11 protein-coding genes are annotated in these 13,178 nt (G+C 45.7%); 7 read left to right on the top strand and 4 right to left on the bottom strand.

Going from position 1 to position 13,178, the window contains the following annotated elements; translation table 11 throughout:
* Positions 1-237: 237 nt before the first annotated feature.
* Positions 238-1,452, top strand: coding sequence for an MFS transporter (locus CXK86_RS26890; RefSeq protein ID WP_036616595.1), 1,215 nt, complete (start codon positions 238-240; stop codon positions 1,450-1,452).
* Positions 1,453-1,574: 122 nt separating this feature from the next.
* Here the strand turns inward: CXK86_RS26890 and CXK86_RS26885 are convergent, their stop codons facing one another.
* Both CXK86_RS26885 and CXK86_RS26880 read right to left on the bottom strand, forming a co-directional pair.
* The gene (locus tag CXK86_RS26885) at positions 1,575-1,985 is read right to left on the bottom strand and encodes a DUF2000 family protein (protein WP_076253917.1); all 411 of its coding nucleotides are present in this window, start codon (positions 1,983-1,985) and stop codon (positions 1,575-1,577) included.
* Positions 1,982-2,545, bottom strand: coding sequence for a type 2 periplasmic-binding domain-containing protein (locus tag CXK86_RS26880; RefSeq protein ID WP_036673091.1), 564 nt, complete (start codon positions 2,543-2,545; stop codon positions 1,982-1,984). The genes CXK86_RS26885 and CXK86_RS26880 overlap by 4 nt, the downstream gene beginning before the upstream one ends.
* A gap of 217 nt (positions 2,546-2,762) precedes the next feature.
* Between CXK86_RS26880 and CXK86_RS26875 the strand changes: the two genes are divergently transcribed.
* Entirely contained in the window at positions 2,763-4,004 is a 1,242-nt protein-coding gene (locus CXK86_RS26875) for an ATP-grasp domain-containing protein (protein ID WP_076253918.1), read from the top strand.
* A gap of 66 nt (positions 4,005-4,070) precedes the next feature.
* Positions 4,071-5,354, top strand: a complete 1,284-nt coding sequence (locus tag CXK86_RS26870) for an MFS transporter (protein ID WP_076253919.1) — start codon at positions 4,071-4,073, stop codon at positions 5,352-5,354.
* A gap of 41 nt (positions 5,355-5,395) precedes the next feature.
* Here the strand turns inward: CXK86_RS26870 and CXK86_RS26865 are convergent, their stop codons facing one another.
* Positions 5,396-6,448: an oxidoreductase gene (locus CXK86_RS26865; protein WP_257468224.1), complete on the bottom strand. Its 1,053-nt coding sequence runs from the start codon at positions 6,446-6,448 to the stop codon at positions 5,396-5,398.
* A gap of 165 nt (positions 6,449-6,613) precedes the next feature.
* On the opposite strand from CXK86_RS26865, the gene CXK86_RS26860 reads away from it, so the two are divergent.
* From CXK86_RS26860 to CXK86_RS26845, 4 genes are all read left to right on the top strand, one after another.
* The gene (locus CXK86_RS26860; protein ID WP_076253921.1) at positions 6,614-7,477 is read left to right on the top strand and encodes a LysR family transcriptional regulator; all 864 of its coding nucleotides are present in this window, start codon (positions 6,614-6,616) and stop codon (positions 7,475-7,477) included.
* A 63-nt stretch (positions 7,478-7,540) separates the two neighbouring features.
* Positions 7,541-9,124, top strand: coding sequence for an AraC family transcriptional regulator (locus tag CXK86_RS26855; RefSeq protein WP_076253922.1), 1,584 nt, complete (start codon positions 7,541-7,543; stop codon positions 9,122-9,124).
* Between the two features lie 12 nt (positions 9,125-9,136).
* The gene (locus CXK86_RS26850) at positions 9,137-10,228 is read left to right on the top strand and encodes an ABC transporter substrate-binding protein (RefSeq protein WP_083685056.1); all 1,092 of its coding nucleotides are present in this window, start codon (positions 9,137-9,139) and stop codon (positions 10,226-10,228) included.
* Positions 10,229-10,237: 9 nt separating this feature from the next.
* The gene (locus tag CXK86_RS26845; protein WP_101314852.1) at positions 10,238-10,807 is read left to right on the top strand and encodes a nitroreductase family protein; all 570 of its coding nucleotides are present in this window, start codon (positions 10,238-10,240) and stop codon (positions 10,805-10,807) included.
* A gap of 115 nt (positions 10,808-10,922) precedes the next feature.
* On the opposite strand, the gene CXK86_RS26840 is transcribed toward CXK86_RS26845, so the two are convergent.
* Positions 10,923-13,037, bottom strand: a complete 2,115-nt coding sequence (locus CXK86_RS26840) for a methyl-accepting chemotaxis protein (RefSeq protein WP_256720185.1) — start codon at positions 13,035-13,037, stop codon at positions 10,923-10,925.
* Positions 13,038-13,178: the final 141 nt, after the last annotated feature.

The raw sequence follows: 13,178 nt of genomic DNA, 5'->3' as shown, positions 1-13,178 counted from the left end.
TTTTCATAAAAACGATACGTTCATTATACTAAACTGCCATGAGTACACACAATTCCATCCTACGCTCACCTTTTCATCCTCATTAACTTTCTCATTAAAATATGTAGAGCCCATTTACAATACTATACGTTTAGTTTATTATATATTTGTAATTAGTGAACACACCGTTTAGTAATTAACGTTTTTAAATATCACCTGTTTATTGGGAATATCAATTTAGAACTGTGGAGGATGATTATGATGGATATGAGACAACAAGTGAAGAAGGCACCTGTGCCCACCTGGATTATTTTTTTGCTGGCATCCGCTTGTGGATTGATCGTGGCAAATCTGTATTATGCACAGACCGTTATCGGTCCGATCAGCATGACAACGGGTCTGTCTTCTGCCGCTGCCGGATTGATCGTAACGTTGACTCAGATTGGTTATGTCATTGGTTTGCTGTTTATCGTGCCGCTCAGTGACATTACCGAGAATCGACGCTTGGTCGTTCTTTTCCTCATCGTACTGGTTGTTGCCCTGATTGCTGCGGCTTTCTCGCCCACTGCTGTTGTATTTCTGACTGCCTCTCTGTTCATTGGTATAGGTTCTGTTGTCGCTCAAATTCTGGTGCCCTATGCGACATATCTTACTTCCGAGGAACAGCGCGGACGGGTTGTTGGCAATGTAATGAGTGGTCTGTTGCTGGGCATCATGCTGGCTCGTCCTGTCGCAAGCTTTATCACCAGCCTCTTCGGATGGCAGACGGTCTTTGTATTCTCCGCCATTGTCATAACACTTCTAATGCTGCTCCTATCACGTGCTCTTCCTGCTCGCCAGCCTGAACCGACCTTGAAATACGGGCAATTAATCGTGTCCTTGGGCACACTGTTCAGAACGATGCCGCTGCTGCGCCGCCGGGCGTTCTATCAGGCCAGTCTGTTTGGTGCTTTCAGCTTGTTCTGGACTACGGTTCCGCTCAGGCTCGCTAACGATTTTGATATGTCACAGCAAGGGATTGCCTGGTTCGCACTGGCTGGTGTCGGTGGTGCTATTGCCGCTCCCATTGCCGGGAGACTGGCTGATCGCGGACTAACACGTATTCTGACAGGTGCTGCCATGGTGATCGCTGCTGCTTCGTTTGGTCTTGCTTATGCGTTCCAGAGTCACTCCACGTTAGCACTGATACTGCTTGTGATCGTCGCGATCACACTGGATATGGCTGTCTCGGGAAATCTGGTGCTGGGTCAACGCATTATCTACTCCTTAGGAAGTGAAGCGAGAGGACGTGTGAATGGCATATTCATGTCGATCTTTTTTGTCGGCGGTGCGATTGGTTCATCTCTTGGAAGCTGGTCTTATGCTAACGGAGGTTGGAGTCTCACAACGCTGATTGGCCTGATTATGCCGCTGCTCGCTTTGGTGTATTACTTTACGGAAAAGAAAGCTGCCGTTGTCAGCAAACATCTATAAGTGCGATGCCTTCAGGCATCCTTCCTAATCAAAATCGGACTTTTGAACAACCTCTATAACAATTCTTTCATATATAAAGAAGGGCAGAGTGATCTCTAAAGATCCGCTTCTGCCCTTTTCCCTTATTTCATGACACTGAATTTTTTGGTCGCTGCCCTAACTTGATCATCCTCGCCCCATACAATGACACCTACCACTTTGGTAGCTTCCAATTCCATCGAAGCAATCTCAACTGCATATTGTTCAAAGGCATTGTTGAGCGACTGACCTGTCTGTGAAAAAACAACATGGCTCAGTCCCCCGCTGTCATCTGAGCAGAGTTTGGCCAGATTGATCAGTTGATTCTCCCCGGCCTTCAGAATGACAGTGCTATATCGGATGCCCGCATGCTGAACGCCGCTATGATCCAGCACAGGTTGATCAGCATATAACCCCGGCTCATTCAGGGCTGCTTGTCCCATTAACAGGGCAGCCACATTAGCGGCGGCGCCAGGTTCCAGATTTTTATCCAGTATAATAGCAATTCTTTTCATATGACTGTATTCACCCTCTGTGTATTTTGTGTAAAACATACCCATGGCATATTGATTCCCTCGCGCAATACTTTGTAGGTCACAAGCCCGTAATGATCAGCGCATAGCTGATTCGTGAGCGCAATGGACTTCTCCGTGTTGTGCATGACCTTCCTGCAAGCTTCAGGGTTGGACGATACGGTGCTGTTCTCTCTATAGGTTGTATCAAGTTCAGATAACAAGTATGTGGTTGCTGGATGATGATAGATAATATCGATCTGATCGGGACATACCGCATGGAAGCCGGATAGAACCAGCGCAGGAATTTTCTCCACAAAGCTCTCAGACACAGCTAGTTCAGAATCCATGATGAAGCTGTTGAGCTTGGGATACGCCCCGGGGACAAGCAAGCAGGATATGATCCCTGATCTCAAGTCTTCCGCAGCCGCTTCAAATTCAGGGTATGGCTTGATACGTTCCGAGTTGCCTAGCTTTTTCGCGATATGCATGCTACAAGTCAGGAATCCTTCATCGTCTCCCAGCGTTCCCAGTATGGCATATTTCTCTTTAACAATCTCCATTTATTTCTATTTCCTCCTTTTTATTTCTAATCCGCTAAAGATCGTATACCAAAAATTTCCTATTGTCAATTAACACTTTAACGCAACATAAATATGTATTTTGGTTCATATTTTTAACCAAAAGGTGTATTCAAAATGGAAAATATTGAGCTATAATGTTATGAAATGAATTTTTACTATTTTTAGTATTTTGTTGAAAGGGGATATACGAGAACGTATGAAAACCATTGTATACATATCTGATTTTAGGCTTCCAACTGGATTAAACTTCGTTAAACCTTTGCAAAAATTGACGGATCACAAGAAAATTCTGATTATTGAACGGCATAATTTGCATCATGATGAGGTCCTCAGGGACTTCTTTGACGAAATTAGATATGTCGATCATCTGGAGTCCGTAGATGCCATCCGGGAGCATATGATGCAGATCCGAGAATCCCATTCCATCTCTGCTCTGTTAACGCCGGGTGAGAATGCGATTGAGATCGGTGGTCAGCTCCGTTCCGAGTTCGGGATCCCCGGTATGCAGCGCAATCAGGCTGAGGCTGTTCGCAACAAATGGATCATGAAACAAATGCTGCATCAACGCGGAATTCGGACATCCGAAATTGCAATTGCTCTACATGAACAGGACTATATTCGTTTCACTGCTGTACACGGGTTTCCGATTATTGTGAAGCCACTCAGCGGATATGGAAGTATCAATACGTTCAAATTATCCAGCATGGATGAACTGGTACATTATCTACACCATACAAGACAAGCACAGCAAAGGGATTTGCTGGAGGAATTCATCCACGGTACGGAGTTTCATTGTGATTCCATTGTGTCCAAGGGCAAAGTTGTATTTGCATCTGTTTCCCAATACCTGTATAACTGCCTGGATATTGCGACGAAGCAGAAACCTCCAGCCAGTATTACGTTCCCTGAAGGCACGGAAGCTGATTTTATCCATCACATCAAAGAACTCAATGAACAGGTCATTGCTGCCTTGGGTATCAATCAATCCGTAACACATGCCGAACTTTTTCTGACTCCGGAAGGAGAAGTGGTGTTTGGAGAAATTGGTGCAAGAATCGGGGGATCACATGTTATGCCTCCTTGTATCAAGAACACCCATGGCGTTGATTTCTTCGAAGCCGTCACTGATCTGGAAGTTGGAATATATGAATTCAATCAACAGGAGACGAGCCATAAATTCACAGGCATGATCTGCTTCCCTTCACGCGCAGGGGTAATTCAACACATATCCGGGATAGAGGATTATGCGGATATCCCTGGCATCATTGAGTTTAATGTATCCTATCAAGTGGGGCAGCGCGCCGGGAACGTCAACGATACCATGACCCGATCAGGCTATGCTATCGTGGAGGGTGATTCGTTCGAGGAATTGCGTCAAACCCTGCTGGATATGTACGATCGTTTCAAGATTGAAGTAACGGTTGCTGAAACCGTATAAGATGTACGGATGATCCTCACTGTTTTTGGTCTGGAGTGACGGTTATCTTGGGGAGGGCTGGAATTATTGTCTTTATTCAAAACGTACGCGGGTCTGAGCCGCGATATCTATTATCTCTGTTTAGCCAGAACGATTAACAGCACGGGAGATTTTGTATTCTCCCTGATTACCTTGGTGCTTACGTTGCAGATGGGTATGAATGTGGTCAGTGCAGGGATCTTTGTGTCCATGGCAGCCCTGATTAGCGGACCCGGTGTACTGCTCGGCGGCTATTTAAGCGATCTTATGGGCAAAAAAACAATTATTGTCATCGGGCAACTGTTGTCTGCCATCCTGATTATAAGCTGCTCTTTTTGGTCAGGCACCATTACCGTTGGTTATCTACTGATTGCAGTCATGTTTTTCATCAGTATTACCCGGCCTGCTTATAATGCACTGATTATTCAACTGTGTACGGAGGAGAAAGAGCGAAAGTCCGCCTTTTCCCTCATGTATCTGGGGGCCAATCTGGGTATAGCCATCGGACCACTGATCGCCGGTTTTTTTATCAAGGACCACGTCAACATTGTCTTTATAAGTATCGGTACCGTGTTTCTGATATCTACCTTTATCATCATCAACCAAGTTAAGATCGGCACACGCAAGGAATTGGCATCAACAAACAGCGAACATGCTGGACAACAAGAACAACAACGATCGAGCCAACCACCTTCGCCGTTATTCAGACTACTGCTGAAAAATCCACTTGTTGCCTTCTTCATCGTTGTGTCATTTCTTAACTATTTTATCTATATGCAATACTCATTTAGCCTCCCACTCCAGATGAATCACTCATTTGGCGAGAACGGAGCAGCATATTACGGCTCTGTCATGACCATCAATGCCATTAGCGTCATTATTCTTACCACCGTGATCCTGTCCGCTACACGCAAATTAACTGCCCTAAACTCCATAGCCACAGGCGCACTCTTTTATGGAATCGGATTTGGAGCCTTGAACCTGCTCGGAACCTTCCCCCATTTTTCCATCGTCGCCTTATCCACGGTGCTGTGGACCATTGGAGAGATTCTCGTGCAGACCAATATCAATCTGTATATTGCTTCGCGTGTACCCGATACACATCAGGGCCGGTTTAATGGCTTGCTGTTATTCGTAGGTTGCCTGGGTTATACACTTAGCCCATATTTGACGGGCATTTTCATCAAAAGCATGGACATGGAAAGTGTATGGATCATTATTCTGGCTGTCAGTCTGTTCTATGCGTTGTCTATGATTATTCTCTGGCATATCGAAAAAAGCTCAACAAGAAGAAACGAAATGAAACCGCTGGATCACTCAAAGAATATCTGAACCTCAGGGCAGCCTGTTCTGCCCTTTTTTCCACTTTATTTTCACACCAAAACAGGCAAATGTGCATTCGCATTATACTCGACCAATTGCTGACCCGCATGCAGTCTCTGTACCAGATCTGGATTGGCGATAAACGGTCTGCCGAACGCAGCCAGATCTATGCTTCCCTTACCAATCGCGTGCTCTGCGGTCTGAACATCCAAATTCCCCACACCTATGATGATTCCATCCCACCGACTACGAATCCGCTCGTGAAAAGACTGCTCCTCTTCCCACGCTTTTGTATATTGATCTGTTGAAGGATGCAAGATCGTAATTCCCGTCTCACGGAACAAATTAAGATATGCATCGATCATTCCAGCTTTATCTGCCCATGCATAGGATGCATCATCATCCTTTTTCTCGGAAAATCGTACCGATATGCGATCTACACTGATCTCTTTTTTCACAGCCACAATAATATCCCGCAAGAACCGCAATCTGCCTGCTGTGTCTCCTCCATATTCATCTGTTCTTTGGTTGGTCTTCTCATTGATAAACTGGTCGATCAGATACCCATGCGCAGCATGCAGCTCGATCCCGTCGAACCCTGCCAGAACTGCATTGCGGGCGGCCGTCTGAAAATGCTGAATTGTATCCGCTATATCCTGTGCACTCATCGCTTGAGGAACCTGATACGGTTTATGCAGCTTATGAACTCTTCCCTCTGCCGCAAGGCTGGAAGGTGCCAGTGGAGCGGTTCCGATCAGATCGGAGTGGGACAACCTGCCGACATGCCACAGTTGAGCAATAATGGTGCCGCCATGTTTGTGGACAGCATCCGTTACCCTTTTCCAAGAAGTCGTCTGTTCCTCTGTATATAAACCGGGGATGCCGTAAGTGCCTTTGCCTGCCAGATTGGGGTTAATGCCCTCGGTAATGATCAGCCCCACACCATCTCGCGCACGCTGCTCATAATACGCCACCATCTCATCCGTCACGGTCCCCTCCCGATCATCAGCAAATCCCCGGGTCAACGGTGCCATCACAATTCGGTTCCTTAATTGCCACTGATGAATCGTTACCGGGCTTAATAATGTTGAACGTGTATTCATGTTATCCATGTCATATCCCTACTCTCTTTGTCATTAAGGATATTGTACGGCGGCTCCGATATATCGTAAAATGATTTAAATATATAGTTGTATCTCTCAGAGAGATACCTAACATCACCATTTGCCGAATTAATTGAAGTTAATCCACGTTCAGGAGGGGACAGCATGGAACTTTCCGATATCGATATTGTTCTCGCGGTGGCACGTTCAGGCAAAATCTCACAGGCCGCCAAAGAACTGAATTACGCACAATCCAATGTCACTACACGTATCAAAAAACTGGAGCAGGAATATCAAATCCAGTTGTTCAACCGATTTCCCAAAGGTGTTGTACTGACCTCCAAAGGAGAACAGTTCGTCCAGTACGCCACACAGATTCACAACCTTTTGCATGATCTAAAGCAGGATATGACCGATCCCGGTGAGCCTTCTGGCACGCTGAAAATCGGCATTGTAGAAACGGCGGCATCCAGCCGTTTTATGGAGATCCTGAATGAATATCAGATAACCTACCCGAAGGTGTCCATCTCACTCGTCAACGCCACTTCACCCAAAGTACTACGCAAGAAAATACAGGACGATGAGATTGATGGTGCTTTTATCAGCGGGGCTTGTGTGAAAGAAGGTCTGAAGGTGGAATATGAGATGCAGGACACGGTTCATATCATCTCCAAGAAGATGGATACACCACCTGAAAGTCTGTGCCAAGTATCATGGGTTGTTTTCCCCGAGGGCTGTCCGTATCGTGAAATGACCGAAGAATTTCTGCAGGAAGAAGGGTTGTCCGCACGTAATATCATCGAAGTGAGTACGATGGAAAACCTGCTTAGCTGTGTGGAGTCAGGAATCGCATTTACCATTATGCCGTGCAACGTTATTCACAAGAAACCGGATGATTTCTCCGTATTTGATCTGGCAGATCGTTTTACCCATACCACGACAACCTTTGTCCGCGGTGAGGATCGGTATGTCAGTAGTGCGCTGGATCAATTCATCAAGCTGCTGAATCAGAAGTGCATTACATTTTGATATAGAGAACTTTTATAAGCAACAGTATAGTATGTACATTCACAGCAGTCAGGAGAAGATCAGATGAAACTCATGAATCTTTTATATAGGCTCATTGATGCCCGGCGTGTCGACAACAATGCTGAACAAGTGTCCCTTCCATCCCGTCCACATCATACGCTGCTTATTGTGATCAAAGGGATCTTAACCGTCAAAGTCGAAGACAAAGTCATCTCCCTATGCGCTCCTCAAGTCCTTTCCGTCCCGCCTTCTCACACCTGTATCGCAACCACCGAGGTACAGCATGATTTTGAATGTGTCACCTTAACCTACAATGTCTACAACGAAGAACTAGATGGCAACATGCAACAAGTTATTGATCCACATCTTGAATTCATTGCCGCTGTTGTTCCCTCAGCTCCCGTTCTCGCCATTCAAATCCATGAAGGTGGGCAGAAGGAAGATCCATGGGCTGGAATGGCACGTCAGATCCTCTTTCAGGAACTTTGTCTTGTCCTATTGAAGCAAAAGAAGCAAAAATCCCAGGAAGGTACCGCCATGGAAGCGGTAAGGCAGAGCCAAAAATATATCAATACACATTATCAGGATAACTTCACACGCGAAAAACTGGCTGAAATGGCTGGACTGAGTGTCAACCGTTATTCCAGATTGTTCAAAAAAATGATTGGACAAGGCCCCATTGAATACTTGAACGCCTTACGCATCCGGGAAGCCGGTGATCTGCTACTGGCCTCGGACAACACGATCAAACAAACAGCCCGTCAGGTCGGGTATGAAGATGAATTCTATTTTAGCCGAAAATTCAAAGCAACCACCGGATTGTCTCCCATGGTTTATATTAAAAAGCATCGCTCCGTAACACGTATCGCTTCACTTGCCCATCCCTATACGGGACATCTGCTTGCCCTTGGTATTGAACCTTATGCGGCACTGATTAATCCGGTCCATAGGACATCATATGAATTCAAAAATGTGATTCAAGTGGGCAGAGATCAGCCTGATCTGGAACTATTAATGAACGCACACCCGGAACTGATCATTGGGTATGAAGGAACCGACTATGAAGAGCCCAAAAAAGCCGAATTATTTCGGCATATTGCCTCCACTTGCACCATATCTTTTGCAGGAGATTGGCGTAAACAGTTGTACTCCATTGCACAATCCGTGGGCAAAATAACAGCTGGTGAAGAATGGCTGGAACGTTATGATCTATCGGTCAAACAAAAAATCTCCAGTATACAGCATGCCATCGATGACCGACCTGTGGCTGTGGCGCAATACGAAGATGGACAGTTCCGGGTCTACGGCAACCGTAATCTGGGGACGGTACTCTATGATGATTTGCAGTTATCCGTACCCCAAGCCCTACACCACGTATCCCATTCCCGTATAATGTCACTGGAACAGCTGGTTCAATCGGATATTGAACACTTCATTCTGTTTACAAGTGGCCAAGCAGACGAGCGTGCGCACACTGTAGCATCGCTTATGCAAAATTCAATTTGGCAGCAATGGGAGGCGGTTCGTATGAATCAAGTCTATGAATTGGGCGATTCCTCCCCCTACTCCTGTTATACTTCCTTGGCCCATGATCTGTTTCTGAATCGGATTAGTCAATTGTTCCTGAGCCAAACGTCCATGCATTAAACAGGAATATCCATGGATTACGATTTGGAATGGACCTATAATTATTTTGATAATGATAATCAAAATCAATTAAAGGGTGTGTACAACGTGTCTTTACCTAATAACCAACGCTTCTCTACCTTTTTCAAATCAGGACGATTCCTTATAACCGTTCTTGTTCTATGCAGCATGCTTGCGGGCTGTGGGACTTCCCAGAACAGTGGGAATTCCCCTTCACCCGAATCCAGTGGGGCAGAGCCATCAACCGCTGAACAGGGAAGTGAGAATACACGCACCATTTCTACGATTAAAGGGGATATCGAAATTCCTGCTGAACCCCAAAAAATTGCGGGTATGCTCTACGTCTTTGCTGACCAGTTACTCGCTCTCGGCATTGAACCAACAGCCATGGTAACGTATAACGATCTCGGATTCCCTGAATATCTGGCAGATCAGATGAAAGATACCACTGCCGTAGGTTCCGGCGAGTCTCCCAATTTTGAAGCATTGCTCCAGGCTGAGCCGGATCTCATTCTGGCCTCCAAAACGTTAAATGAAGCAAACTATGAGCAACTCTCCAAGATTGCTCCAACGATCCTTTTTGATAATGAAGAAAAAGGAGACTGGGAGCGATTCATGGAAACGGCAACCGTTATTGGCAAAGAAAAAGAAGCGCAAGCGGTCAAAGATGCCTATGATGCCAAAGTGACCCAAACCCATGATGAGCTTGCCGTAAAAGCCAAAGACGAAACGGTGGCCTACATGCGTGTGCAGGATAAACAGCTCCAGTTGATTAAACCTGATGATAACTTCACTCTGTTTGGTGCTCTGGGATTAACCCCTGCTTCAGTAGACAGTGTAGATTTCGAGGGATCATGGAATGTGGCAATTTCCGAGGAAATTCTACCTGAGCTGAACCCGGATCGACTGTTTATCATTCTGCGTCCAGGGGAAGAAAACAAGGTAGTGCTTAATAACATCATGAATACATCCATCTGGGCAAATCTGAATGCAGTTAAGAACGATCATGTATATATCGGTGATGCCAACCTGTGGTTTGCAGGATACGGTCCCATCGGTCTTAGCAAAATTATTGATGAGATCGCTGCTTCCTTCGAGTTATAGAGGGACATGATGAAACCCAAAACAAGTCTTAGGCAGACCGTGATCGAACGACGTACGATTCAGGAATTTAATGGCCTACCCATTCCCTTGGAAACGATTCATGAGATTCTGGAGGACGCGATATGGGCTCCTTTTCACTCCAAAAAGGAACCTTGGCGCTTCATTCTGTTTATGAATGAGGGCAGAGAAACATTCGCAAGCGCTGTATTGAGTACACGCAATCCTGAATTTATAGCAAAGTATGGACAACAAATCAGAGCGGCCTATTGTGCACAGACACCTGTGCATCTGGTTGTGGTTATGACAGCCAACCTGCCCTCCAAGGCGTGGGAAGAGGCTTTTGCTGCAACCTCGGCACTGATCCAGAACATACAGTTGCTGGCCTGGGAACAACACATTGGCGTCGTATGGAAGACAAGCCCTTTCAACGAAAATCCGCTATTCTGTGAAGCCATTGGTGTGACATCAGAGGAAAAAATAGTAGGTACACTACACATGGGGTATTTTAACGCTGAAGATCAGCCTATGCCCAAGCCTCGCACACCTCTCCCTCAACTGTTGCATCTCATTGATCACTAAATGGACTAGAGCACATTGATCGAGAGCATAAAAAAAAAGGGATGTCCTATAAGTCATGAATATGACAGGGGACATCCCTTGTTCGTGTTATTTTGTTTTAATGAAGCTGAGACCCTTACTCCACCTTGAATCGCGCAGCCGATTCGGCCAGCTTTTGCGTCAATTGATCGATCGTATCAACCATGTTGGCCAACTGCTGTACTGTTGAAGATTGCTCCATCATGGTTGCTGTTACCTCTTCAACTGAAGCGGATACCTGCTCTCCTGAAGCCGACAAACTATGGGCAGACTCCAGTACGTCATCCTTGTTCTGTAACATCTCCTGCATCTGTCCTGCCATCGTAGCGATCTGTTGATTAATGACCGTTACCTTCTCCAAAATCACATCAAATGCCTGGCGAGTCTGCAAGACAAGCTCATCCTGTCTGGACGAGATGGTGTGAATTTCGGCAACACTTTGGTTGTTCTCGGCGACATCGGCCAGATTCTGCTCGATAATGCTGGAGATTTCCTTGGATTGGCGGGAGCTCTGCTCTGCCAAGTTGCGGATCTCTTCGGCCACAACCGCAAATCCTCTGCCATGCTCACCTGCCCTTGATGCTTCAATTGAAGCATTCAATGCAAGCAGATTGGTCTGCTTCGCAATCTGGCTGATGGCTTCCGTGATCTGACTAATACTGCCCGAACTGGTTTGAAGTTTGACGGTAATCTCCGAGATTTTCTCCACTTCCCGTTCGTTCACCTCGTTGATACGCATCAGTTCATTCACGACTTCATTCCCATTGTGGAATACCGTTTCGATCTCATCTGCTCTTGCCTTCACATCCTGTGCACTGTTGTTCATGGCAGCCACTTTATCGCCAAAGCTGTTGAATTTGCCTGCAATCTGCTCGGTATCTTCCGATTGAGCCTCCATGGCTTTGGCAATCCCCATGGACGTTGCCGATGTCTCATCAATGGATCTTGCCGTCTGTCTGGATGTCTCCTCCAACTCCTGAGTGCTGGCCTGAAGGACATGAATCGAACTGTTCATATCGGTAATAAGGTTCCTGTTCTGCTCCACCATACCATTGAAGCTCTCCGCCAGATCCTTGAATTCGCTGTTATACTTGCCATTGGCCTTAACGGTCAGATTGCCTTGAGCAAGCTGTTGGAACAAACCGCTCAGACGTATGATAGGTCTTGTAATACTGCGAGAAATCAGCAATCCCACACCAATAGCCAGAGCAATCCCGATCAATATCACGATAACCATCTGGCGCTGCATATCCTCTATCGGACGCTTGATATCGTCATAATCGTCAATAATGAGCACAGAGAGATCTGCACCCGGAATCTGATTAATACGATAGTAGGTATCTTCTCGATCCATCGAAGTGATTTTCACTTTGTCGGTGGCTCTAGCCTCGATAATTCCCATCGCGTCCTTATCTTCTTCCAGCGTTTGTCCCACAACGGAAGGGTCCAGTGAATCATACATAATGATGCCGCTCCGACTCAGTACTTCAACTCTGCCTTGACCATTGATTTTAATGTCTCCGAGTTGCCCCAGGAAGAAGCTGCTGTCCACCGACATAGCAAGCACACCCAGGTTATTCCCCTCTTCATCGGTGATAGGCTCCGAGAATACAATAATGAGCTTCTTGCCAGTCTTAGAGACGACCGCGTCACTGATGAAGGATTTCCCCTGTATAGATTCCTTAAAATATTCCCGATCTCCCCGTGACTGACCAATGACTTCTGGCATGGTTCCTGCCACCATGATTCCTTCCTTATCAAAAACGAACAGATCTGGCTTACTTCCTTCCGTTTCCGATATACTGTCGGTCAAGATCGTATTGGCCTTATTGAAATACGGGTTCTCATCCGATAAAAATTCTTCATCCGTCATGTCAGTTGTATCACGCAACTTTAAGAGTTCTTTAAAAGTACTATGTACGGATATCGCATGACTCAATTGTTGTTGAAGCTGCATAGCTGTCCAAAGCCCTTCCCCAAGGCGGTCAGCCATCACATTCATTTCATCCTTGCTTTTCTTGACCACAACATCAGATGAAATCATATAACTTGTGGTCGTTGCACCAAGCAGAACCAAAACAACCAATACACTGATCATGAAAGGCAGCTTGATTTTAAGCGACATATTTTTGATCTTATGTCCTACACCTTTTCTTTTCCCCATTTCCTTCTCCCCACTTCCCTGAACCATCTGCATCTGAACGATGTACATACATTATCGGAAAAATCCATAATAAAATTGATCAATTAGGGAGATATTGCCACTGTTTTTCTTTTTTGAAATTCTGATAGCAACATAAAAAATGGCCTGTCAGATCGACTATCCATCTTGGAAATGGATGTTGTCGTTATC

The sequence above is a fragment of the Paenibacillus sp. BGI2013 genome (assembly GCF_002843485.1).
Taxonomy (GTDB): Bacteria; Bacillota; Bacilli; order Paenibacillales; family Paenibacillaceae; genus Paenibacillus; species Paenibacillus amylolyticus.
Note: the sequence above shows the minus strand (reverse complement) of the source record. Positions and strands in the feature narration are given on the sequence as shown.